Here is a 23,778-nt window from a genome sequence, read left to right as displayed (position 1 = left end):
GCGCGGCGGCGTGGTCAGTCGTCGTTGCGCACCCGATCGAACAGCGGCGACAGCGTGGCGACCGTCTCCGCGTCGTGGGCGTCCGCGTGGAGGTGGAAATGACCCGTCGCGTCGAAGCGGTCGAGGTGGCCGTCGAGGGTGTGGAGGAACTGGAACACCTCGTCGGTCGCCGAATACTGCAACAGGACCGTCAGCGACTGGCAACAGAGGATGGTCCGCGCGTCGGCCGCGTCGTGTGCCTCCAGCGCGTCCAGCAGGGTGACGCCGAGGTCGGTGAGGTTGCCGGGCGAGTCGACGACCGGAGTCCGGACGGTGGTGTCGGGGGCGGCCATCGACTCGATCCGTTCTTTCGGGTTGCCGGCGAGCCACTCGGCGGCGTCGGCGACGAGAAACGTCGCTCGGGAGGGGTCGTCGACGGCGGTCCGCCACGCGTCCAGCCACCGGGCGGGCGACCCCTCGAAGGCGACGACGAGCGGCGCCGACCCGGACGGCGACGGCGCGGCGCGGACACACTGGTCGGCGTCGACCGTCGTGGCCGTGTCTGTCAGGTAGAGCGTGCTGACGGGGCGGGCGGTGGCGATGTCATCACCTCGTCAAACGTATACGATCGCGACAATTAATCCCTGTGGCGGTCGACGTCAACGCGCCCGGGCGACGGCCCCGAGGCCGACGACGGCGAGTCCCGCGACCGGAACGACCGGCACGTCGAACGGGCCGACGAAGGGGACTGGCACCGGGATCGAAGTGCCGAGAACCGACGGAATCGACACCGTAACCCCGATTATGGGGATCGTCAGCCCCCCCGACTCCGGGGCCGGGGCCGGCGTCGCCGTCGGCGCGGGCGTCGCCGTCGGCGCGGGCGTCGCCGTCGGGGTCGGGGCCGTCGTCGGCGTAGCCGTCGCCGTCTCGACCGTCAACTGCCGGTCGACCGTACGGACGTGTTCGGTCCCCGCACTGTCGACGACGCGCAGGCGGATCGTCGCGTGCCGCCCGTCGGGGGCGTCGAGGCGGCGCTCGAAGGAGAGGTCGGTCACCGTCTCGCCGCCGTGGACGGTGGCGATGTCGACCACCTCGCCGGTGTCGGGATCGACCGTCTCGACGCTCACCGAGACGATTTCGCCGTCGGTCGCGCGCCCCCGGACGACGACCGTCCCCTCGGTCACGAAGCGCGTTCCCGTGGGGTCGAGACGGAGGTCGGGCGCGACCGTCCGCCGGACGGTCACCACCCGCTCGACGGTGTTGCCGGCGGTGTCGCTCGCCGAGACGACGACGGCCGTCACGCCGGTGTACAGCGACAGGTTCCGGGCGAACCGGTGTCGTAGACGGTCACGGTCCGGCTTCTCGCTCCACGGGGCGATCGGAACCGCCACGCTAGAGCGGTTCCCGGTTCGGGACCGATTTCGGGGGCGTATCGAGACGTTCCGGAGTTGTCCGTTGTCGGTCGCGACGCCAGCGATGCGAAGCGACGTGGGCGACTGCCGGACCGCCGAGAGGTTCGACAGCGTCGGGGGTGCGGTGTCCTCGACGACGACCGAGAAGTTGTGCACTCGCTGGTGGCCCAGGCCGTCGTAGTACCGGGCCGTGATCGTGTTCCGGCCGAGGCCGAGGAAGATGGGCTGGGCGAACGAGCCGTTGAGCTCCCCCTGAGTGTAAATCTCCGTGTCGTTACGGGTCAGGCCGCCGACATCGTACGTCGTCGTGCGTCTGATGCGGAGATGCGTGACGCCGGTCACGTCGGTGAAGTTACCCCGGAGGACGACCCGGGAGCGGTTCACCGTCGCCGTCTCCGGCGGCGGCGCGTACTGGTCGGTCTCGAACGGCGCCGTATAGCGGACGTACGGCCGCTCGGCGTCTTTCGTCACCGTCACCTCGTGGGTCGTGACCGTCTCAGTCTCGGCGACGACCGTGAGGGTGTGGTCGCCGCTCGTCACGGTGAGGTCGAGCGAGGCGTCGAACGACGTGGTGTTCGGCGTGGCCCGGTGGACGGTCGTCCCGTCGAGACGGACGGCGACCACCCGGATGGGGTCGGCGGCGTCGACGCGCACGCGAACGTCGGGGTCGGTTTCGACCAGCGTCGACTCGCCGTTGGCCACCGTCGTGCCCTCGACTGTCAGAGTAATCGAGGGCGACGCCGCGGCGGTACCCGTCGGTACCACCGTGGCGACGAGCAGCGCCGAGAGGACGAGACGGACGGCGAGCGATCCCATGAACGGTGGCCGACTCTTCGGGGTCACAGGGTTTCAACGTGTGGGCTTCGTTCTCAGCGGTGAGAATCGACGCGGCGCCGTCGCTCGGGGACGTTGCGTCCGGGAAAAATCGAATTACGAACGAGAAACGGTCGACGCCTTAGAGGCGGACGACGTTCGTCGCGCGCGGACCCTTGGGGGAGTCCTCGATTTCGAATTCGAGTTCCTGTCCTTCTTCGAGGTCCGGGCCGCCCACGTCTTCCATGTGGAAGAACACGTCGTCGTCCGCGTCCTCAGTCTCGATAAAGCCGTAACCGCCAGTGTCGTTGAAGAAATCAACCGTACCAGTTGCCATTGCAATCGAATAGAGCCCCCGCCGAGGGATAAGGCTTCCGTCATAGCTTTCGCCCCGGACAACTCGCACCCACGAACGCCGAACCGGGCGCCCGGAGCAACCGAAGCATTAGTTAGTGCCCGCCGGATAGGCCGGGGACACGTGTTCGTAGTTGGAGTGGCTCCCGCCATCGCGTACGGGCTCCTGTTCGCGATCGCGGGCACCGTCTGTACCGTTGGCGCCGTCTACGGCCGTCGAATCGAGGACGACGACACCCGCAACGGATTGATCGCGCTCCTCGCGACGAGCGGAGGCTGGGCCATCAGCCACGCCGTCCTCCTAGTCGTCCCCTCGATCGAGTTGAAGACGGCGGTGTATCTCGGCGGGCTGATACTCGGGTTCAGCACGGTCTTCGCCTGGCTCTACTTCTGCTCCGCGTACACCGGGCGGACGTACCACCGACGGCCCGCGTACCGGCGCGCCGCGGTCGTCCTCTATCTCGCCGTCGTCGCTGTGAAGGTCACCAACCCGTTTCACAACCTCTATTTCACCACTGCCGTCGTCGCCGCGCCGTTCCCACACCTGGCGATCCGGCAGGGGCTGTTCCACTGGATCGTCACCGGCATCTCCTACCTGCTCGCCGGCATCGGGATGTTCGCGCTCTTCGAGGCGTTCGCCGAATCGGAGTACGACGCGACGCCCCTCGCGGGCCTAGTGGGCCTCGCCGGCCTCCCGGTCGTGCTCGACATCGTCGGCTACGCGACGCCGCTCCTACTCGATATGATCCACGCTCCCCTCGGCGTGGCGGCCTTTACCCTCGGCGTCCTTTTCGTCTACGAGGATCGCTTCTTCGCCGTCCAACTCACCGATGGCGTCCAGGGACCGACGGTGTTTCTCGACGATGGCCGGCGGATTCGCGAGTACAACCACGCGGCGCGGCGCCTCTTTCCCGCCCTCGACGGCGCGGTCGGCGATCCGGTCGACGCGGTGCCGGCGCTGGCCGCGGCGCTCGACACCGAGGGCGACGTGGTCAGCCTCGATGTCGACGGCGCGGGCGGGGGGAGCGAACGCCGTCACTACGTGGTGAGCGAGAAGGCGTTCGACGTCAGACAGGGCTCGCTCGGGCGCATCGTCGTCTTCTCCGACGTGACGCGGATCGAGCGCCAGCGCCGGGAACTCGAACGGCACAACCGGCAACTCGAGGACCTCTCCGAAGGGATGCGCCACGAACTCCGCAACGCCGTGACGATCGTCCGGGGCAACGTCCGGTGGGCAATGGCGCAGTTGGAGGATGGAAACGTGGCCGACGCCCGTGACGCCCTCCGAACGGCGACCGAGACGACCGACCGGACCACGCGCCTCATGAACGACTTCGCGACGCTGGCACAGTACGGGCGGACGATGACCGATACCGAGCCCGTGGGCGTCCGCGAGACGGTGTGGGCGGCCTGGCCCACGGCCGACGCCGACGGCCGCGGTGCCACCCTCACCGTCGACGGCGACGGGACGGTCGAGGCCGACGGCGCCCGGCTCGAACTCCTGTCCGCGCGCGCGTTCGAATTCGTCCTCGACAACGGGGCGTCACGGGTGGTCGTCGAACACCGGGACGGCGGCGTCACGATCACGGGCGACGGCGACCCGATAACGGGCGATCCCGAGCGCTACTTCGACTACGGCGACGCGGTGGCGAACACGACGACCGGGACGGCGCTCCCGATGGTCAGGACGCTCGCGCAGGTCCACGGCTGGCACGCGACGGTCGATCCCGACTACCGGGACGGGGTCCGACTCGTCGTCTCGTGGGCGACGCCCACCGTCGAGGACAATGGGGTACGATTTTGAGGATCGGGGGTCGTACGACACGTATGGCCGACCTCGACTCGACGACGCTCACACAGCGACTCGCGCTGATCAGCATCGCCCGGCTCGCGGCGGACGGAAACACTCCCGCGCACGCGGGCGAAATCGCCCGCGCCTGCTCCCGACACGTCGACGCCGTCGACGCCGACGTGGTGGGGTCCGTCTCCGAAGCGGCGACCACGCGCGCGCTCAACGAGCTCGAAGCCGACGATCTGGTGCGGATGGCGACGGACGGGAGCGACTCCCCCGTCGGAAAGGGGCGCCCCGAATACGAACCGGGACTCGACACGTCGACGCTGGTCACGGCGCTCGACGACGACGACCGGTTCGACGCGTTGCTCGACGAGCTCTAGCCGTCGAGTAGGAACGCGAAGGCCGTACGGGCGTTCCGGCCGGCTTCGGTCGCCCGAACCTGGCGCGTCGTGCCGACGGACTCGACGGCGACGAACCCGCGGTCGGCGAGCGGATCGACGACGTGTCGGCGGAGCCGCGCGTAGGACTGCTTGGTCGGCTTGCCCGCGGCGTCGAACGGACGGTCACAGTCGCGGATGAATGGAAGGTCGCGGTCGGCGCCGAAGCGGATCAGCCCCTTTTTCGACTGTGGTCCGGCTTCGACCACCCGGTCGAGAACGGCGACCTGTTGGCGGTCCGGGCAGTCCATCGGATACGTCGGCAGATCGATGGCGAGTTCCATCCCGTAGCCGACCGGCTCCGCCCCCGACGCGTAGCGTTCGGCCCGGACGTAGTAGGGGCTGGCGGCGCCGGTCACCATGCAGGCGATCATCCCGCCGATGGCGGTGATCTTACTCCCGGTCGCGAGATTCACGTACACCTCGTTGGCGACGTCGGCGTCGTCGTCCGGCGTCGCCTCCGCGGTCACGATGTCGGCGATGACCCCGATGGAGTCATAGAGATCGAACAGCCGGCAGTCCCGCCGCTCCGTGTCGATGCCCGCCGCCGACAGATCGGCGAACACGTCGTCGTGGTACGACGGGCGGTCGATATCGTCCGCGATCCAGTCCAAGAGGATCACCCGATCCGCGCGGTACTCGACGGCCGGCTCGACGATCCGGTCGTGCTCGAACCCCAGCGGCATCACGTGGACGCGCTCGGCGACGTTCATAGCCGCCGATCACGCGGCGGCCACGTGTAAGTATTGGTCGTAACGAGAGTAACGCCAAAGCACTCAATTTCCACCGGGTCGTGGGCCTGTGTACGGTGTCCGCGGCGGACGGCACGGGCGCCGCGGCTCGACGGCGGGGTGTCTCGGTCGCGTCCGCGGGCGCGACCCCTTGGGGGGCGTCGAGCCGTGGCGTCCCCGGAAGCCGTCGCGGAGGGTTACTCGCGCGGCGCCAGCGCCGCCTCACCGGCGAACCCGCCGTCTGAGGCGCGGTCGATGCCGAGCAAGCGGTTGTACTTCGCGAGGCGTTCCGACCGGGCGAGCGAGCCGATCTTGATCTGTCCGGCGTCGAGGGCGACGGCCAGATCCGCGATGGTCCAGTCGCAGGTCTCGCCGGAGCGCGCGGAGACGACGGGCGCCCAGTCCGCGTCCTGAGCCGCCTCGAGGACGCGACGCGTACGCGTGATCGTCCCCGCCTGATTCGGCTTGACGAGGGCGGCGTTGGCGGCGCCCGACGCGACGGCTCGGTCCAGCCGGTCGGCGTTCGTCGCCAGCAGATCGTCGCCGAGCAACTGCACCCGGTCGCCGACGCGGTCGGCCAGCCGTTCCCAGCCCGCCCAGTCGTCCTCCGCGAGGGGGTCCTCGACCGAGCGGACGGGGTAGTCGTCGATCCAGCCGACGACGCGGTCGATCATCGCCGCCCGGTCGAGCGTCTCGCCGGCGAGCGCGTACCCGTCGGCGTCGGCGTCGTAGAAATGGGTCGCCGCCACGTCGACGGCGATGGCGACCTCGTCGCCGGGGTCGTAGCCCGCGTCGCGGATGGCGCCGACCAGCAACTCGAAGGCCGCGTCCGCGTCGGCGACGGGCGGGACGAAGCCTCCCTCGTCGGCGACGGCGGGCGGGTGGTCGCCCCCGGAACGCCGTTCCGCGCCGATGCGCGCGCCGGCCGCCCGCCGCACCTCCCACACGGTTTCGAGGGCGTCGGGGTACGTCCCGGCGCCGACGGGCACGGCGAGGAAGTCCTGGATCGGCAGATCGGCCGCGGCGTGGAGGCCGCCACTCAGGACGTTGATCATGGGCATCGGCAGGTCGCCCGACCCCGAATCGGGCGCGAGCACCTCGTAGAGCGGGCGACCCGTCGCGTCCGCGGCGGCGTGAGCGACAGCCCCCGAAACCCCGAGGACGGCGTTGGCGCCGAGGGTCGAGAGGTCGTCGGTGCCGTCGCGGTCGACGAGGGCCGCGTCGATCCCTTCCTGATCGGTCACCGGCCGCCCCTCGACAGCGGACGCGAGGTCGTTTCGGACGGCCACACAGGCGTCGCGCACGCCCCGCCCGCCGTAGCGGTCGCCGCCGTCGCGGCGCTCGACCGCCTCGTGAGCGCCCGTACTGGCCCCGGCGGGGACGGTGAACGTGCCGCTCGCGTCGCCCGCATCCACGCGAACCCGGACCGTGGGGTCGCCCCGCGAGTCCAGGACTTCCCAAGCGTCGACGGCGTCGATCCTCATAGCGCCGCGGCCTCCTCGCGGGCGAGGCCCGCGAACGCGGCCAGGGTCTCGGCGTCGCCACGGAGGGTGCGTTTGGCGACGCGGCGGAGGGCGTTCGCAACCGTCCCGTCGACGTACTCGACGGGCGACTTGCCGTCGACGCGTGCGAGCATCAGGACGGCGAGTTCGGCGACCGTCTCGCGCTCGATGTCCCAGCCGACGGCGGCGTCGTAGGCCGTCCAGAACCGGTCGGCGGCGTCCGCGTAGGCGTCGTGCTGTGCGTGGTTGTGGATGGACTTGATATACAGGTGGTTGAGCATGAACGCGGTGTCGAAGGCCGGGTCGCCCCAGTGGGCCACCTCGAAGTCGAGAATCCACGGCGTCGTGCCGTTTGCCCGGTCGACGAGGACGTTCTTCGGACTGTAGTCGCCGTGGACGAGCGTCCGCGAGGTGTCCAGCAGACGCCGGATTTCGTCGTGGATGGCGTCGGCCACGTCCGGGTTGCGCTCCGCAGTCGTTCGGTGGTAGGGGTCGACGCGCAACTGGTCGAAAGGGCGCTTGCTGGCGAAGCGCTCCCGGACCGCGTCGTCGGTCGCCGTGGCGTCGTGGACGACACCGAGTACCTCGCCGACGACGGCCGCAACGCCGGCGTCGACGCGGCCGTCGAGCAGTTCGGCCTTCCACATTCCCGCCCCGTCGGGTGCACACTCGATGGCGACGACGTGGTCCGGGTCGCCCGTCTCGCTGACGACTCGGGGGACACGCGCCGCGACGCCCGCGTCGTCGAGGACGGCGCCGTAGGTACGGATGGCCGCGGCTTCGTTGTGGACGCGGTCCACATCGGCCGGCCAGTCGTCGTCGACGGCGAGGTTCGGGAGCGGACGCTTCACGACGAGGCAGTCGTCGTCCCAGGTGACCTGATGGACGTGATTCGAGACGCCGCCGCCGAGCGATCGGGCGGTCGCGTCTGCGTCGGGCGGGACGACACCTCGTGCCCGGAGGTGGGCGATTGCCGCCTCCGGTGTGAAGGTGGATTCGGTCATCGTCTCGCCCGACTCCGCGCGCCTACTTCACGGTTCCCGTCCGACGCCCGTCCGACGGGCCGGGAAACGGTTATGCTCGTCAGAGCGCGAGTCGTGGGTATGCGTCCAATCAGACGCTGTCACGCCTGCGGGAGCCACTTTCGGCGGTCGCCCGACCGTCGCCACGGCCGGATTCGGATGCGCCAGCGGGTCGATCCGGACGTGACACTCCCCGACACGACGTTCGTCTGTGACGGCTGTCGGCCGGACGTGGTCGACCTGACTCGACACTGGCAGCCACGGGACCCGGACGCCGACGCCTGTAGTTTCTGTGATCGAACCGCCGACGAGACGGGACGGGTCGACCTCGCGAGCGTCGTCGACGACCGCGTCGTCTCGCAGGGGACGTACCCGCTCTGCCAGGGCTGTGAGGAGGTGTTCGCGACGTTTCTGGCCGATCTGAGTGCGGGCGTCGATCTGCCGTCCGCGTGGACACACACCCCGTCGACGGCCGGGGCGGGCTTCGACCGGACCGAGGACGACCTGCGCGTCGAGACGACGCCACCGACCGATCCCGAACCACGACTCCGCCTGCTCGTGGACGGCGAGTCGGTCCTCGAAGCCGTGCCGCGGGGGGCGCCCCGCGAACGCGCCCGTGAGTTCGTCGCCGCGTTCGAGTCGTTCTACCCCGCCGACGCTCGGGACCTGGGTGCCGCCGTCGTCGACGGTCACCCCGGCCTGCGGGCGACGGAGTGACTACTCGACGAACGCGCGCAGGTCCGCCTCGAATCGATCCGGTGTCTCGAAAAACGGCGAGTGACCGACGCCATCGTACAGTTCGAGCGTCGCGTTCGGGAACAGGTCGGCGTGCTTTCGTGCCGCGGCCGGTCGGACTACAGCGTCGGCCGTGCCGTGAAGCAACAGGACCGTCGTCTCGATTGCGGCCAGGGCCGTCTCGTGTTCGACCGTCCGGTCCTGCATCGCCGCGCGGACGAACGGCGGGACGGCGACGTTGTAGCCGAGCATCCGGTACCGATCCGCGTCGTCGAGAGCACACGCGACACAGAGGTCGACGAAGGCGTCGAGGGCGGCGACGCTCTCCGCGGCGTCGGTCGACCGGAAGCCCGGATCGAGGGCGACGAACCGCTCGCCCGCGAACCGATCGGCGTCGGCGGTCCCCTTCTCCGTGATACCGTCGACGAGGACGACGCCCGAAACCGCGTCGTCGCCGTGGGTGGCGAGGTAATCCGAGACGACGAGGCCGCCATACGACCAGCCGACGAGGGTGGGGGCGTCCAACCCCTCTACGACGGCGCGCACGTCGTCGGCCCAGAGGGCCGAATCGCGGTAGGCGTCCGGGTCGGCCGGCGTCCCCGACGACCCGTGGCCCCGACAGTCCATGGCGACGAGGCGGTAGTCGTCGGCGAGTGTCGACTCGAACTGGGGCGTCCACGCGAGACGGGACTGCGAGAAGCCGTGGATCAGGAGGATCGGGTGGGCGTCCCGCGGCCCGTGCTCCTCGACGTGAATCTCGACCCCACCGCCGCCGGTGACCGTTCGTGATCGCATACGGCCGGGTCGTGGGCGGGTGACTAAAACATCCTAGTCCTGCCAGGAGCGGTAGAGATCACGCCCGACGACGCCGAGGCCGAAGAAGCCGAGCAGCGTCGTCACGAGGTTCCCCAGAATGGGGACGGCACCCACCACGGCGAGGGCCACGGCGCCGGTGCCGACGGCGACCCCATCGGGGTCGTCGCGCCCGGTCAGGCGTCCGCCGACCCAGCAGACGGTGACCGCGTTACCGATCAAGCCGAGAAAAAACAGCACGATCAGGCCCGGAATCGTGAGTACCAGACCGATGATCGTGATGGCGATCAACACGAGCGCGATGGGGACGGCGATGCCGACGAGCAGGCCCCAGAGGAAGGCGCCGCCGGTGTCCTCGCGGATGGCGGCCACCATCCGCCGGGCGTACGCCGGCGCGAGGAGGAGCAACGCCCCGCCGAGAACGAGGTTGATCGCGAGGACGACGACGAATCGGAGGGCGGTACGCGCGGCGAGACCGAATTCGGACCCCATCTCCGGCTGTGCGGCGGCGACGCCGGCGAGCGAACACGCGGCGACGACGCTCACGAGGAGGGTGGGCAATCGACTGGAGGGCATCGGTTCCCGACTCGACGGACGGGTACATAATCGTTTTCGATCAGACGTAGCCGTAGTATTTCAGGTAGCCCACGAGGACGAGCCACCAGCCGAGCAAGAGCCGAACGATCAGTCCGGGTGTAGAGAGCAACGACCCCTCGAACAGCCGAACGGCAAGGAGGGAAAGATACAGAACGCCGACGGCGCCGTACCCCCACCACGGAATCCGTTCGAGCAACGAGCGGAGGCGCATGACCCAACCTCGGGGCAGGCGAAGAAAGCACTTGTCTTCCGCGTCGACCACCCGGATCGAGACGGGGTCCATCTGCAACCGGACTTGATCTCGTGATCGGCTTCGGCGAGACGCTGCTTCAACCCCACAAGGGTCCGTCTGTAACCCGCGCGAAGGTGATGGAGTGGCTCGACGAGCGTGCTTCAACCCCACAAGGGTCCGTCTGTAACGATATCGAGGACTACCTCCGCCAGCGCGCCGAGGCCGCTTCAACCCCACAAGGGTCCGTCTGTAACGCTGGGACATCCGCGTACTCGGGATTCGTGCCGACGCTTCAACCCCACAAGGGTCCGTCTGTAACGATTCGAGCGTTCCTCGAAAACCTCGACAACCGGGTGCTTCAACCCCACAAGGGTCCGTCTGTAACGTCAAACGGGAGTTCCCCATCGCTCATCGCGTCCTGCTTCAACCCCACAAGGGTCCGTCTGTAACAACGGCTACGATACGGCTCCCAACGACTCGACACCGCTTCAACCCCACAAGGGTCCGTCTGTAACCGAGGGGTACGACGACATGGACATCCTCATCGCGGAGCTTCAACCCCACAAGGGTCCGTCTGTAACTCGAAGGCGACGCGGACCGCGTCGTCGAACTGATTGCTTCAACCCCACAAGGGTCCGTCTGTAACGAGGAGTTCAACCTACGCGAGCACCAGTCGAAGACGGCTTCAACCCCACAAGGGTCCGTCTGTAACGCTCTGGGAGGAGATCGGCGCGCCCGACTTCGTGCGGCTTCAACCCCACAAGGGTCCGTCTGTAACAATCAGTCGACGCTCGGAGGAGGGTCGACGTGACCGGCTTCAACCCCACAAGGGTCCGTCTGTAACACCAGCGCGGGAGTTGCCCCCACCACTCGCGGTCGGCTTCAACCCCACAAGGGTCCGTCTGTAACCCCTCCGGGACGCGAATCCGATAGTGGCGCCCGTCGCGCTTCAACCCCACAAGGGTCCGTCTGTAACCGACGCGTCGGTCTACACAGCCAATGTCGTGATGCTTCAACCCCACAAGGGTCCGTCTGTAACCGTGCCACTGCCGCAGGAAGCGGACGACCTCCTCGACGCTTCAACCCCACAAGGGTCCGTCTGTAACTCTCCCTCGTACGCCTTCACCGTCGACTTTACCTCGCTTCAACCCCACAAGGGTCCGTCTGTAACTTGGCGGGAAGCCGACGTAGATGATTGGTTAGAAGCTTCAACCCCACAAGGGTCCGTCTGTAACTCATCGGACCGCCTCACCGTCGTGTTGTCGCCAAAGCTTCAACCCCACAAGGGTCCGTCTGTAACGCTGTCGGGGATCGCCTTGCCGTCGCAGGACTCGTCGCTTCAACCCCACAAGGGTCCGTCTGTAACGCACGCGTGGGCGCTGTCGTCACGATCTCGAACCGAGCTTCAACCCCACAAGGGTCCGTCTGTAACGAACGTGCATATTGCATTAGACTGATTAGGCTAGGTGCTTCAACCCCACAAGGGTCCGTCTGTAACCGAGTCGCGAGCCTACGCCATCTGTAACGCTGAGATGCTTCAACCCCACAAGGGTCCGTCTGTAACCATGCCCAATTTCGGGCACACAGACCCAATATCTGCTGCCTGGCTCAAGTAATTTCCGTCGACCTCCAGTAACCTCCGAACCCCCGGGGGGGTCGACTGATAGGGCACACAGATCTGGCGATCGGATTCGTATATTTCGATGTAGTCGCATTCAGGTCCGGCTGGAGCCGTGAGTGATGCGTCCATGCCCAAATGTATGCGCTCGCTTAGTGGGGTGTGAAATTTTGTTCGACCTGCCGACATCCCAGGCTGATTGAGCCGCAATTCTCGACGGAAGGACGGGGAGCTCAGTCGACCCCGAAGGGTGTCTAACCCAGGTCTTGCTCTCCTGTCACCACCTCACCGGCTCGGGCCACATGGCAACCAGTCATTATTTGTTCCCTTTCGAGAGGGCAGAGAGAGCAAGTCGGTGGATTGAGCTCGAGGACACGGTTCATCCCGACCACCTCCAGCGACCGCTCGCGGATCGTGGTACGAGAGCCCCGAACGCGCGCCTCAGGGGCTAATTCCGTAATAAATGAATGGGACCGCCCGGGATGCAACAGGCGGCAAATCCGACCATCTGACGTACGCTACTCATCCGTTTCCGAATCGATATCATCGTCAAGTGATAGTTTGTCCAGGTGCGGTCGTCGGCGCAGTTCCATCCGCTCGCGCTGAGTCGCTTTGTCGTAGTATCGGTCGATCACGCGAGTGGACGCGTTCGCTCGCTCGGCGGTGACTTCCTTCGGGACACCACGATCTCGGTGCCACGTCAGCGAGCCAGTCCGGACGTGGTGAGGTGCTCGGACGGACGGGCACTGGCTCGCTTGATTATGAGATCGATAGTCGCAGGTGGCCGGATTCATCCCGTGAGGGCAGGAGCCGCGCATACATGGCTGAGTGGCCCGGTACATCCACGTCCGAAGCGTACCCGTAGATGGGCGGTTCCCCTGAAACGAGGCGAACAGCGGTTCACGACCGGCGTCGTCGTGTGCGTCCCGACGGTGGTGCCGGATGTACGCGTTCAGCGTCTCACAGACCGGCTCCCGGAGAGCGACAGTCCGCTCGCCTTTCAGCTTGTTTTTGAGTGGCGTACTCGTCTCTGCTCGGTGGACGAACTCCACAAATCCCTCACCGGGATGGTAATCGCGTAGATCAAGCGCGCGAAGCGCGCCCAAGCGGGCGGCCGTGTGCCACGCCAGCTCGAGGAGCGCGTGGAACCGCGTTCCGTAGAGTTCCGAGCTCTCCCGGTAGTGTTTGATCAGGCCGATTGCCCGGCCCGTCTCGAGCTTCGTATCCCGTGACTTCTCGTCTTCCGGCACCTCGGGAACGTTCACCTTCTCGGCGAGCCCTTCCTCCACGGCGCCGATCCGCTCGAGGTACTCCACGAGCTGCTGGAGCGTCTCCATTTCCCCGTGGAGCGTACTCGTAGCGACACCGAGTCCGGAGCGGTAGCCTTCGTACAGCTCGAACGTCCAGCCGGTCAGATTCTGGACGGAGGTGATCCCCTCCCGCTCACACCATTCCCACCAGAGTTTCAGCCGATAGTAGTACGAGTCCACGGACTCGTCGGTGAGCTCCCGACGGCGCCGGTCCAGATACCGCTTCGCCGCCTCACGGGGCGAAAGGTCGGTCGGTCCGTCGCTCATCGTTCGTGCACCTGCTCAACGCGCTCGCGCGGAACCCACGTCGAGATACCGAGCGGATCGACGAGCCGAACCCACCCCGAATATAGCTCCACAGTACCCTCGTAGCGTACCGAGTCGGCGTCGTCGGACTCGTAGTACCACGCCACTCCGTTGTCGAAAGAGGCGAAGGGCTCGGCGTCGATCACCGCGAACCCCTCCCGTCTTCGGTGACGAGATCGCGCAAATCGCCAGCATCGCCGCCGTTTTGCTCCTCGTCCGCCAGCTCCTCGGTGAACGTCTCGACTTCCTCGCGGAACAGCCGGAAGAACTCCCGCGTAGAGGCTTCGGTCGTCACCGAGGTGTGCTGTTTCGTGATCGACGTGACGAGCGATTCGAACACTTGGTCTTCATCCTCGAGGACACCGATCCCATCGGCGAGCCGCCGGTAGGCGAGGGCCTTCTGAAACATCCGGGTGTTGACGACGGCGCTGATCTCTTCCTCGGAGAGTTCGTCGGTGTCGATCACTCCGATGCACCTCCGGCAGAGTGGGCGGCCGCACACCGGCGACAGGAGGGAGCCTCGGCCCGAGCGTCGTACCCCTCGGCGTCGGCAGTGCAGAACGTGCAACTGCCGTCGTCAGGACTATTTGAATGCGTTACCTCGTCGGTCGTGCGGGAGGTAGATCCCGCAGAGGTTCCGATCATCGTTCTGATCGCGGAACCGTAGCGCGGGTGGTGCTGGTTCCACCGCCCGCGTCACCAACTGATTCACAAAGTGCCAACAGAGTCTCGCGTCGGTCCGCACCAACACTTGCACACTTTCTCTGCATAAATGTAACGACGCATTATTAGATTAGTAGTGCAATTCTAATACAGTAATCAATGGAAAAAGAGAGGCGAGTGTGTTAGCACAATATCAATGAGGAAATCCGCTCCGTGGATGGTACTATGGGATGACCGTCTATTGGAACTCGCCCGTTCGGAGGGGCATATATCTCCAAAAACAGCCGAAGACAGTGGCTACGTGCATATTAGCAACGCTCAGATTTCTCGCCGGCTTTCCAAACTCGCCGACCACGGCCTCCTCAACCGTCTACCGAACGGAGTCTATACGATCACACAAGAGGGTCAAGCCTACCTGGATGAAGAGCTGAACGCTGAGGAACTCACCGACAAGAGCGAAAACGGGAACGGGAAGGCTCAGGCGTAGCATGAGCGACGTGATTCGCCGGAGCGGGTGCTGGATGCAGTTCACCGATGATCGGATACTCGAATTTCTTGCCGACGTTTCCAAGGCGAGCGCGTGGGAGATCGCGCTCGAGGCGGGGATGCGGAACAAACGACGGTGGATCGAACGGCGGTGCTGGATGCTCGTTGAGGCTGGCTTCGTTGATGTGTACGAGCGGAGAGAGCTAGACAATCACTACGAGATCACGACGTGGGGTGAGTTGTATCTGGAGGGCGAAGTGAACGCAGAGTTGCGACGGCCGGCTCCAAGGACGAGACCGCCGGATAAGGTTCGACCAGGTTGGTGGGCTGGATTCGGATAAATAACAGACGTATATTGGTAAAGGATTAGTTGTTACCGTCTCTAATCGTCTCAAATTCACGTTTTCCTGTTCGAGTGGTCTGCCAACATAACTGTTCAGTCAGAAGAATCTCAAGCCCATCTGCAAATCGTTCCCCTAGCCGAGGTGGGATAGTTATTGTTAATTTACCATCTCTATTAGCATAGTGTATGCACCACGTTTCGACAAATCGGCGAGCGTGTCTGGGGTAATAATATAGATACGCTGGCGGAAAGTGCGTAAGTTCACTCTTTTTTCCTAATGGAGCTCCGAGAACCGAGAGTAGCCGTCCAAGAACGGAGCTATTGTCAGTTGGACGAGCCTCACCAGCACGATCAGGGTCATCCTCACGGATAATCTCATATGAAAGATTCAGCGTATCAGCAATTTCTTCAAAAGATGTTCGGTGGTCACAAGAGTTAATGCTGAACACAGGGTAATGACTATCCGAACGAATTGATCCGCGCGCGAACACCCACGCAACTAATGAGGTGAGTGCAAGCGCAGTTTTTCCCTCTGCTGTGGGAGTAATCCATCCAAGTTCGCGTACAGCCTCCGTCCCATTTTTTACATACGGTCGGCTACCTTGACCCCAGCTTTGTATCGATGACAGTTTGAGATCATCGATTTGCTTCATTAATTTATACCCGGTCTCGTCACTTTCACTCACTTGTTCATACAAGTGAAGATATCGATAGCCTCCAGGGTTCTTGCCTACTCTGTAAGTAGAAGCAAAAGCGCGTTCAGTCGGAGGAGTGAGCGAACCAAAGGCTACCCCCGTGGCTATTGCTGGACGAACTGGCCTGCCTCCAGCAAGGTCACGAACTGAGTTGGCTGAGATCCATACCTCTTTCTTACTTCCAACAGTCGCTGTCCCTTCCGTTACAGACTCGATTAAATTTTTGATTTCTTCACAGAACGTTTCGGATCGGAGGCTGTGTAAGTACGTTCCCGTGATGTTATTTTTGCGGAGGTCTCGTCCACGGTTCAGTACATACACTCTTAAGAAATCTCGCTGATGTTCCTCAGCGAGCGTGGTCAAATACTCCGGTAATCCTAATTTCTGTTTATGAGCTTTGACTCCCCTCGGTACACCAAGGACATACAGTACCCGTCCAAACACCGATGCTGCTTGACGCGGGATGACAACAGTTCCACGTTCTGGCCGATCACTATCGATTCGATATGTTAGATCAACCCATCGCAAAAGTTGAGAAACAGTCGATAGCGTGAGTGAATCATCCACGGAGAAGTGAGGTGTAAAAGCGCGTTCCGCAACGCCTCCTCCCGAGAAGATCCACGCTACGAGTTGATTAATTGCTCTGAATTGTTCTGATGTGGGTTCTATATCAATCCATCCCCGCTGATGGGCTTCATTTAATGCCTTTACCGGCTTCGGCGTCTTGTCTTCCACCAACCATCCACGAACTGCGCTTGCCGGACGGTCTACTCTTCGAGCGATTTCGGCTCGGGCTAAATCCGGGTTCTCCTTGCGAAGTCGATGTGCCTCTCGGTACTGTTCAACCGTCTGCCATCCTTTATTCGGGCCGTACGTTTCGGCCAACTCTCTTTCTGAGATGAAGCGGCGTACCACAGATATACTCACTATCACGTTATTGCTTAGGTGTATTTCGATCTCTGATTCTTGTTGGCAGACGATAAATTAGAATCCACAAAGCACTTATATTACCTCGGTAAATCCGATGATACCCCTACCCGTGGGGGCTGGCGGTCAGCCTGCCCACAAACTCGACACGGAAGAGGATCCACCTCTGAACTGTCACTGCAGACAACAACGCAAAACATGACAGACTATAATCAGAAAATCCGCGCAGTCATTTTGGCCGCGCTTATGGTGTTCTCAGTTTTCGCTGGCACCGTGGCGCTGTCTGGAACGGCTGCAGCTGAGGCAACTAACCTCAGCGGTGCGTCCGCCGATGACGTTACACTTCAGCGTTCGTCGGCGTCGCAGACGATTGCGGTGGATGTAGAGCTCAATAACAGCACAAGCGACACGATTGAATTTGACCTGTCGAACGTCCCAGGTGGCGTCTCGACCACGGTCAGTGGGGCTTCTTTCACTGGAAGCACCGACCTATCCGCTGGTAGTGCCTCTCTCGCAGGCGGCACGGTTTCCGTGCCGGTCACTGAGAGCGGTAACACTGTTGGAAATGATAGTGATACGCTTGAACTCACCCTGACGCACGACACCACGGGCCTTAACACCGCTCAGAGCGGTGTCAGCGTCCCGATCTCCGCAGCGAATAATGGATCGGTGTCGGCTTCGCCGACCTTCGATCTTGTCCAGCCAACCCGGGAATCTCCGGGCTCGGGCGGCGGTGAGGTCTACAATGGCTCCACCGTCTTCCAGGGTGAGGAAGACATCACGTTCGTCGACTCCACCGGGAGCAAGGTCGACTCCCTGATCGGCGTCAGCGGTGGCGCCGAGGGCCAGACCCTCACGATCCCGATCGACGACGACCAGGCGACCGGCCAGTACGACGAGAACGGTCCCGACCAGTTCCAGGACAGCGTCTACGGCGTGACGGTCCTGCAGCCCCAGATCGAGGACCTCGAAATCCTCAACACGAACGGCGAGGACATCGCTGGCGGCTCCGTCCGCGAGGGCGAGGGTGGCCCTAGCGGTCCCACCACCGGAACCGGTTCCGGTGACCTCGACGTCGTGGCCGACTACAACTACGAGGAGTCCGAGAACATCGAACTGACCGTCGAGGACGACACCGGCCTCGACGTGACCGGCGACGCGCTCACCCAGAACGGTGGCCCCGCGGTCAAGGGCGCCAACACCGACGGTGAGGACGTCACCTGGAACCTCGACCTGACCGACCTCGGGACGGGGACCTACACGGTCACCGTCGCTGGGAGCGACGACCTCGACTTCGGGTCGGCGACCGAGTCGACGACAATCACCGTCACCGGTGACGACGACATCACCAACGACCTCGACATGGAAACGGCCACGCGCGGTGAGGACGTGACCTTCACGCTCCGTGGGTCGGACGCTGGTGACAACCACTACGTGGTCATCGACGCCGAAGACTTCCGTGACACCAACAGCAACCTCGACTCGGCGCGCATCTTCCGCCAGGTCGGTGACACGAACGATGTCGGCCTGATCAACGCTTCCAACAGCGTGCTCACCCGGACGGAGATCAGCAACGGTGACACCGTCGGCACCGTGGAGTACGCCTACGCCAACGTCACCATCGACGACGACACGGGCGTCGGTGTCGGTCAGATCGAGACGCAGTACCTCGATACGACCGACGTCGATGTTGACCTCCACGCGTCGGGCACGAATCCGACGGAGATCGTCAACGGGCAGGAGCCCGAAGACGACCCGACGCTCACCGTCGAAGAAGGTGAGGTCTCCCTCGAGACTCCGGACAACACCTACGTGGTCGGCAGTGAAGTGACCATCAATGGTTCCGCGAGTCAGGGCATCGACGATGTCTCGCTCTACATCCGGCGCCAGGGCGACTACCAGCTTCTGGACGTCGACGGTACCGAAACCGGTAACGACGGTGCCAGCAGCGGTCCGGTCGACGGGTCGATCAGCGTCGACGCTGACGACACGTTCGAAGTCGAAGACGTCATCCTCTCGGAGGGTGACGGCGGAGGTAACGAGATCCTCTCGCTGCCCGGCAGCTACCGCATCGGCGTGATCGACACGGCCGACGCGGGTGGTACGGGTAACCCCGACTCGTCGCTCAACGTCTCGGCGTTCAACACGGGGACGAGCAGTCAGAAGTCCCTCCGTGTGGTCGACACCGAACTGAGCGCAACCGTCCAGACGGTCGGTGGCCAGGTGGCCATCGAGGACGACGAAGTGAACGTCACCGGGACGGCTCTGGGTAACCAGAACGTCGACGTGATCTTCGTCGGCGAGCGTGGGAACGCGAACTACGAGTCCATCTCGGTGGACGACGACAACACGTTCGAGGAAGACGAACTCAGCGTCTCCGGCGGTCAGGGCCTCCAAGAGGGTCAGGTCAGCGTGCACGTCCTGATCCCGGGCCGTGACGGCGACTACGGTGACGGCACGATCCCGGGCGGTAGCCTCTCGACGTTCGTCGAGACCAACCTCAGCAACGCGGGCCTGACGGGTGACCAGATCCGTGCGCGCATCCTCGATCAGACGACCGAGGAAGTCGCGAGCGACGACCGGATGGTGACCCAGCAGTTCCGCTACGCTGACGCGCAGACGACGATCCAGAACGTCTACCCCGAAGGCGCCGAGGCCTCGGGTGTCAACCCGATCGCCGTCGACGACACGATGGTCGTCGAGGGCAGTACGAACCTCGTGCCGGACGACAACGCGATCACCGTGGAGCTGCTGACCCAGGAGGGTGACTCCGTCGCCCTGACCACTACGGACAGTTGGTCGATGGACGGCACCTACCAGGTCTCGCTGGCACTCGAGGACGTGCAGACGGGCACGTACACGCTCGAGTCCGACGACAGCTACAACACGGACACCGAGACCGTGGAGATCGTCCAGAACCGCCAGACTGCGACGCCGGAACCGACGGCGACGCCGGAGCCGACTCCGACGGAGACGCCGGAGCCGACGCCGGAGCCGACGCCGGAACCGACGGCGACGCCGGAGCCGACGGACACGGCAACGGCCACGCCGACGCCCACTGAGGGCGGCGGTCCCGGCTTCGGTGCCCTCGTCGCGGTCATCGCGCTCATCGCGGCTGCGCTGCTGGCCGCCCGGCGCGACAACTAAGCCAATCACGACTGACCGCCGAAAGCGGTCACCCGGTGCGGATTCTTTTATTGGCGTAATCCAGTTAGCGACGGCTATTTCAGCTCAAGATGGTCGGTCATCCCTACAGCGTGACGATTTAATACGGAAGTCGGAAACGAGAAGTCCGTTCCTGTGCGTGGACTGGAGTGAACGCACAGCCTGTGTGTTACTTTTTCATTTATATACACTCAACCCTGGGCATAAGATCGCCAGATATTATTGTGTCTCAATCGAGCACCAAGACCCGCAGTGTCAACTTGACGCGACGGCCGACTATGTTGACTGGCGAATTGAGAGCTCGGACGTGGACATCAACGAGATGACGCCCGACAGCTCTGTGAGTGCAAACACCGAACCGTCGGCATACAGCCTTTGGGAGCGCAGCCGGTGATAGGCTGAAAACGCAGTAGTACTGGATTTGTAGATAACCCCTCTATTTTGGGCGGGTGGTACCAAACGCGCTAAATCGCGCGCGTACGACTCCACCGCCGTCATGCGGTCTCGAAAAAACTACCAGTTTGCTTAAGATGGATCCGGGGGGAGAATCCATCGTCTACCTCTCTGGATTGTGATAGATACCGGTTATCAAAAGAGATTGGAGACGCGCTCGAGGATTCCCGTGGACTCCTCGGAGTCGCTATCTCCAACGTAAAGCTGTTCTCCCTCGGTAATTCCGTTCTCACGGACCCAATCCACGGGGAGAGTGACGTGGTACCGGCCCGCGCTTTCATCGTGCTGCACCTTCACGAGATCTCCGTTCTGGTTCTCCCCCTCTTTCTCGGCTGCCATTACGAGAGAGCCTCATGCATGATCTCGCATAAACTTGTCACCGCATACATGATCTTGTAAGAGCATCCCTAATCTTCTAAGATTCCGATCATTGAGGGTTCTACTTAGCAGATAGAGAATCATCGGCTCGTTTCTCGGGCCGATCCCCGTCGGCTGTAAAGCCGATGGGGTAAGATCGCAATGGAATGGACTCAAATCGGCCGAAATAGGCCGAACGAGCCAGGAGAATCGTATCAGAGTGTAACGCGGGGCGGTTCTGGAGTGAGACAATGAATACCCGGATGCGGGGGGGAGCTCTCGCGCTGGCGGCGCTGCTCGTGCTCTCGGTAGCAATGCCGGCGGTGGCCGCGGTGACGGTCAACACGAGCGCGGAGGAGTACCCCACGACGTACGTCCAGGAAGACGAGCTGACGAAGCTCACTCACGACATGGAGACGATGGAGACGCTGGAGTACGAAAATAACGAGGGCAACGTGGTGGAGCTCGAGGCTCGTCACAACGGGACTGAGAGCGGCAACGACGTAGGGATCCGAGCGGACCGGATCTCCGAATCGGATTTTAATCAATTCCCTCGGACGAGCTCAGAGAGTAACAACTCCGCCAGCTGGACAAACGCCTCGGACTGGACGACTTCCGGCGTGTCGGTCTCGGAGACCGACGGCTCTACCGGAGAGGGCGTGGAGTCGCTGACGTTCTCCACCAGCTCGAACACCGGGACGGCCACCGCAACGTATTCCGGTCTCTCAGAGACGAGGGATCCGAACAAACGAGTGCTCCAGCTGATCGGAAACGTGGAGCAGCTGGACGCTGGTGCGACGGTGGAGATCGTGCTCCAGGACGGAGACGGTGACGAGATCACTCCGTCTATCAACTCCTCTCAGATCGCCAGCTCGAAAGACGTGATCGCAAACGCGACCGCCTCGGGCGTGATCTACCAGCATCGGATCGGGGATCTCGCTGTGGAGGGATCCGGTGACGGCTCTTTCGACGGGATCCAGATGGTGATTGTTCGGGTGTCGGGTTCGGACGCTCAGGTGACAATCACCGCGCTCAACGCGGAGCGAAAGTCCATGTGGTCGTTCGGTACGCACCGCTACCAGGATGCTGACGGAGACTGGACGAGCGAAACGGTGGAGGAGCGGCCGACTGGCGGGATAATCAACGTCACGTCTCCGGATTCGCTCGGTCAAACATTCGACGACGCTACGATAAGCCGCATGAAGATCTACGATCTTCGCTACCGGCTCCAGGATCAGCCGGACGATTACTCCGCGGAGATCGTGGACGCGGACAACATCGGCGGGTACCCGTCGAAACTGGTGCTCGAGGGACGGATCAACGTGGAAACGGCGTACGAGCTGACGCACGGCCAGCTGAAGCTCGTCACAGAGCAGGCTCTCGCTGGTGAGCGGTACCAGCGACTCCGCTACGTGGAGGGCGTCGGTGAGACAGCCACCTCCGAGATCGCTGATAGCTCGTGGGTAGACGCCTCGAGCGATCTCGGTGAGCAAGGAAACACGATCACGCTGGACGCAACGGGCCAAAGCGGAACGACGTATGTCGTCCAGATCACACCGACGCTGCTTGAGGAGGAGGTGGACGCTCTCCAGAATACCGGCGGCGGTGGCTTCTGGAGCTCGGGCGGGAGCAACCCGTTCACGAGCGCCTACAACTGGGCCGTCGGCGGTATCGTGGGGCTCCTAACTACGCTCGGGCTGATCAAACGAGGCGGGTAGATTATGGCTCGGCTGGACGACGCGCTGACCTACATCAACGAGGCGGAATCCCAGGGTGGATTCGGCCAAGTGTTCATAAACGGGCTCGGTGGGCTCGTGCTGGCGTTCTTTGCCATCTTTATCGGGATCGGTGAGGCGCTGGCGGGGTTCGTGACGGGCAACGTGGACGCTCTCACGGAGTCCAGTATCGCGCTGACCTTCGGGTTTCTCCGAGCTCCCGGCCGAGCTCTCCAGGACGTGTGGAACACCGCGGCAACCGCGGTCGGGCTCGAGCCGTGGAATACGCTCGGCCCGTTCGTGATCATGGTATTCGCGGCCGCGGTGCTCGGAACCGTGGGGATGCTCGTGTGGTTCCTGGATCGACGCGATTCGGACTTCCTCGGCACGGGTACCAACATCCCGGTGATCGGACTCAACGCGGACGATAACGAGGAGGAATAGGATGGGCCTGAGCGACCCTTTCAAACGATCCGGATCCGGGGGGACGAGCGTATTCAATCCCTCTCAGTACGTCGGCACTGGTGACAACTGGATCCGGTGGGGGAAGCTCCTCGGCACGCTTGCGGGAGGGGCGTGGCTGGCGCTCGTGGGCGGGATCACCGCCGTACTTAACGCCTACGTAGAGGCGCACGTCCGCGTGCTCTCGTGGCTGGAGAGGCTCGTATCGGATCTACTCACGGGACTGATCGGTGGAGCTGGAGAGGCGGCTCAACTGGCGTGGGGATCGGCGTTCCGCGCTGCTCTCGAGGCGTCTCCGGTCTTTGCTCCGATACTGCTCGGGGCGGAGATCGCGGCCGTGGTAGCAATCCTCTCGGTGCTCTCGGATCGGGTGACTCCGTAATGGCTGACGGCCCGACGATCCCGGACTGGATCTTAGATCTTAGACCGCTGGTACCACTGGTAAACACGCTCATCACGATAGCAACGAATCCGCAACGGTGGATTCGTAACAACCTCGGTGAGTTCGTGGTGCGAGAGGTGTTCGATCTCGCGGGGTACCTGATCGGTCTCGTACTTGAGGCGGTTTCAATCGTCACGGGACAGATCTCCCTGGCGGTGGACAGTCTCCTCGAGGGGCTCGGTCCAGTCGGAGAGGCGCTCCGAACGGTGCCGGGGTTGATCTACGATCCGGTCTATGAGATCGCAGTCTCGGGCGGTCTCGGAGCACCGATAGCGTCGGCAATCGCGGCCGTGATAGCGGGATCAATCGCGGTCGGAGTGATCTACGTGCTCGTCTACGCGGGGATCTCGGTGATTCCCGGTGCGGACGGCGTACGGGATGGAATAGGATCATGGTTGAATTAGGAAAAAAGGG

At 63.7% G+C, this 23,778-nt stretch carries 24 protein-coding genes, 1 pseudogene and 1 CRISPR repeat array; of the genes and pseudogenes, 11 read left to right on the top strand and 14 right to left on the bottom strand.

Going from position 1 to position 23,778, the window contains the following annotated elements:
• Positions 1 to 14 precede the first annotated feature (14 nt).
• The 3 genes from HALNA_RS21760 to HALNA_RS05365 all read right to left on the bottom strand — a co-directional run bounded on the left by HALNA_RS21760 (position 15) and on the right by HALNA_RS05365 (position 2,541).
• Positions 15 to 548, bottom strand: a complete 534-nt coding sequence (locus HALNA_RS21760) for a DUF7504 family protein (RefSeq protein WP_449404878.1) — start codon at positions 546 to 548, stop codon at positions 15 to 17.
• A 90-nt stretch (positions 549 to 638) separates the two neighbouring features.
• On the bottom strand, positions 639 to 2,207 hold the full coding sequence (locus HALNA_RS05370; protein ID WP_049935369.1) for a hypothetical protein: 1,569 nt from the start codon (positions 2,205 to 2,207) through the stop codon (positions 639 to 641).
• A gap of 139 nt (positions 2,208 to 2,346) precedes the next feature.
• Positions 2,347 to 2,541: a cold-shock protein gene (locus HALNA_RS05365; protein ID WP_049935367.1), complete on the bottom strand. Its 195-nt coding sequence runs from the start codon at positions 2,539 to 2,541 to the stop codon at positions 2,347 to 2,349.
• 156 nt (positions 2,542 to 2,697) lie between these two features.
• Between HALNA_RS05365 and HALNA_RS05360 the strand changes: the two genes are divergently transcribed.
• Positions 2,698 to 4,362, top strand: a complete 1,665-nt coding sequence (locus HALNA_RS05360; RefSeq protein ID WP_049935366.1) for a histidine kinase N-terminal 7TM domain-containing protein — start codon at positions 2,698 to 2,700, stop codon at positions 4,360 to 4,362.
• Positions 4,363 to 4,385: 23 nt separating this feature from the next.
• Positions 4,386 to 4,733: a hypothetical protein gene (locus HALNA_RS05355; RefSeq protein WP_049935365.1), complete on the top strand. Its 348-nt coding sequence runs from the start codon at positions 4,386 to 4,388 to the stop codon at positions 4,731 to 4,733.
• Here HALNA_RS05355 and HALNA_RS05350 read toward each other — a convergent pair.
• From HALNA_RS05350 to HALNA_RS05340, 3 genes are all read right to left on the bottom strand, one after another.
• Positions 4,730 to 5,503 carry an HFX_2341 family transcriptional regulator domain-containing protein gene (locus HALNA_RS05350; RefSeq protein ID WP_049935364.1) on the bottom strand — a complete coding sequence of 258 codons (774 nt, stop codon included), beginning with the start codon at positions 5,501 to 5,503 and terminating at the stop codon, positions 4,730 to 4,732. The two genes, HALNA_RS05355 and HALNA_RS05350, sit on opposite strands and share 4 nt — an antisense overlap.
• A 215-nt stretch (positions 5,504 to 5,718) precedes the next feature.
• A complete protein-coding gene (eno, locus tag HALNA_RS05345) occupies positions 5,719 to 7,005 on the bottom strand; it encodes a phosphopyruvate hydratase (protein ID WP_049935362.1) in 1,287 nt (428 codons plus the stop codon).
• On the bottom strand, positions 7,002 to 8,027 hold the full coding sequence (locus tag HALNA_RS05340; protein ID WP_049935361.1) for a phosphotransferase family protein: 1,026 nt from the start codon (positions 8,025 to 8,027) through the stop codon (positions 7,002 to 7,004). Before HALNA_RS05340 ends, eno begins: the two co-directional genes overlap by 4 nt.
• Before the next feature lie 99 nt (positions 8,028 to 8,126).
• Between HALNA_RS05340 and HALNA_RS05335 the strand changes: the two genes are divergently transcribed.
• Positions 8,127 to 8,762 (top strand): hypothetical protein, encoded by a 636-nt coding sequence (locus tag HALNA_RS05335; protein WP_157573458.1) that lies wholly within the window; start codon positions 8,127 to 8,129, stop codon positions 8,760 to 8,762.
• Here the strand turns inward: HALNA_RS05335 and HALNA_RS05330 are convergent, their stop codons facing one another.
• The 6 genes from HALNA_RS05330 to HALNA_RS05305 all read right to left on the bottom strand — a co-directional run bounded on the left by HALNA_RS05330 (position 8,763) and on the right by HALNA_RS05305 (position 14,122).
• Positions 8,763 to 9,575, bottom strand: coding sequence for an alpha/beta fold hydrolase (locus tag HALNA_RS05330; protein WP_049935358.1), 813 nt, complete (start codon positions 9,573 to 9,575; stop codon positions 8,763 to 8,765).
• A gap of 33 nt (positions 9,576 to 9,608) precedes the next feature.
• A complete protein-coding gene (locus tag HALNA_RS05325; protein ID WP_049935357.1) occupies positions 9,609 to 10,169 on the bottom strand; it encodes a hypothetical protein in 561 nt (186 codons plus the stop codon).
• 40 nt (positions 10,170 to 10,209) lie between these two features.
• Positions 10,210 to 10,401 (bottom strand): hypothetical protein, encoded by a 192-nt coding sequence (locus HALNA_RS05320; protein ID WP_157573457.1) that lies wholly within the window; start codon positions 10,399 to 10,401, stop codon positions 10,210 to 10,212.
• A gap of 115 nt (positions 10,402 to 10,516) precedes the next feature.
• A CRISPR array of direct repeats spans positions 10,517 to 11,986; the repeat unit is 30 nt; unit sequence GCTTCAACCCCACAAGGGTCCGTCTGTAAC.
• Positions 11,987 to 12,558: 572 nt separating this feature from the next.
• Entirely contained in the window at positions 12,559 to 13,617 is a 1,059-nt protein-coding gene (locus HALNA_RS05315) for a tyrosine-type recombinase/integrase (protein ID WP_049935354.1), read from the bottom strand.
• A complete protein-coding gene (locus HALNA_RS05310) occupies positions 13,614 to 13,802 on the bottom strand; it encodes a hypothetical protein (RefSeq protein ID WP_049935353.1) in 189 nt (62 codons plus the stop codon). The genes HALNA_RS05315 and HALNA_RS05310 overlap by 4 nt, the downstream gene beginning before the upstream one ends.
• Entirely contained in the window at positions 13,799 to 14,122 is a 324-nt protein-coding gene (locus HALNA_RS05305; protein WP_049935352.1) for a hypothetical protein, read from the bottom strand. The genes HALNA_RS05310 and HALNA_RS05305 overlap by 4 nt, the downstream gene beginning before the upstream one ends.
• A 414-nt stretch (positions 14,123 to 14,536) precedes the next feature.
• Between HALNA_RS05305 and HALNA_RS05300 the strand changes: the two genes are divergently transcribed.
• Together HALNA_RS05300 and HALNA_RS05295 are read left to right on the top strand one after the other, a co-directional pair.
• A complete protein-coding gene (locus tag HALNA_RS05300; RefSeq protein ID WP_245575999.1) occupies positions 14,537 to 14,806 on the top strand; it encodes a type IV toxin-antitoxin system AbiEi family antitoxin domain-containing protein in 270 nt (89 codons plus the stop codon).
• Between the two features lies 1 nt (position 14,807).
• Positions 14,808 to 15,146: a hypothetical protein gene (locus tag HALNA_RS05295; RefSeq protein ID WP_049935350.1), complete on the top strand. Its 339-nt coding sequence runs from the start codon at positions 14,808 to 14,810 to the stop codon at positions 15,144 to 15,146.
• Positions 15,147 to 15,171: 25 nt separating this feature from the next.
• Here the strand turns inward: HALNA_RS05295 and HALNA_RS19830 are convergent, their stop codons facing one another.
• Positions 15,172 to 16,578 (bottom strand): hypothetical protein, encoded by a 1,407-nt coding sequence (locus HALNA_RS19830; RefSeq protein WP_157573456.1) that lies wholly within the window; start codon positions 16,576 to 16,578, stop codon positions 15,172 to 15,174.
• Between the two features lie 390 nt (positions 16,579 to 16,968).
• Here HALNA_RS19830 and HALNA_RS21590 point away from each other — a divergent pair.
• Positions 16,969 to 17,064 (top strand): annotated as a pseudogene (locus HALNA_RS21590) (surface glycoprotein); the annotation flags it as partial.
• 375 nt (positions 17,065 to 17,439) lie between these two features.
• Positions 17,440 to 19,917, top strand: a complete 2,478-nt coding sequence (csg, locus tag HALNA_RS05290) for an HVO_2072 family ArtA-dependent S-layer glycoprotein (RefSeq protein ID WP_049935349.1) — start codon at positions 17,440 to 17,442, stop codon at positions 19,915 to 19,917.
• A gap of 606 nt (positions 19,918 to 20,523) precedes the next feature.
• Here csg and HALNA_RS05285 read toward each other — a convergent pair.
• Positions 20,524 to 20,727, bottom strand: a complete 204-nt coding sequence (locus HALNA_RS05285; protein ID WP_049935348.1) for a hypothetical protein — start codon at positions 20,725 to 20,727, stop codon at positions 20,524 to 20,526.
• A 269-nt stretch (positions 20,728 to 20,996) separates the two neighbouring features.
• Between HALNA_RS05285 and HALNA_RS05280 the strand changes: the two genes are divergently transcribed.
• The 4 genes from HALNA_RS05280 to HALNA_RS05265 are packed head-to-tail and all read left to right on the top strand — an operon-like array spanning position 20,997 to position 23,768.
• Positions 20,997 to 22,463 (top strand): hypothetical protein, encoded by a 1,467-nt coding sequence (locus tag HALNA_RS05280; protein ID WP_157573455.1) that lies wholly within the window; start codon positions 20,997 to 20,999, stop codon positions 22,461 to 22,463.
• Positions 22,464 to 22,466: 3 nt separating this feature from the next.
• Entirely contained in the window at positions 22,467 to 22,904 is a 438-nt protein-coding gene (locus HALNA_RS05275) for a hypothetical protein (RefSeq protein ID WP_049935346.1), read from the top strand.
• A gap of 1 nt (position 22,905) precedes the next feature.
• Positions 22,906 to 23,304, top strand: a complete 399-nt coding sequence (locus tag HALNA_RS05270; protein ID WP_049935345.1) for a hypothetical protein — start codon at positions 22,906 to 22,908, stop codon at positions 23,302 to 23,304.
• Positions 23,304 to 23,768 carry a hypothetical protein gene (locus tag HALNA_RS05265; protein ID WP_049935344.1) on the top strand — a complete coding sequence of 155 codons (465 nt, stop codon included), beginning with the start codon at positions 23,304 to 23,306 and terminating at the stop codon, positions 23,766 to 23,768. The genes HALNA_RS05270 and HALNA_RS05265 overlap by 1 nt, the downstream gene beginning before the upstream one ends.
• Positions 23,769 to 23,778: the final 10 nt, after the last annotated feature.

This window comes from Haloplanus natans DSM 17983 (genome assembly GCF_000427685.1).
Taxonomy (GTDB): domain Archaea; phylum Halobacteriota; class Halobacteria; order Halobacteriales; family Haloferacaceae; genus Haloplanus; species Haloplanus natans.
Note: the sequence above shows the minus strand (reverse complement) of the source record. Positions and strands in the feature narration are given on the sequence as shown.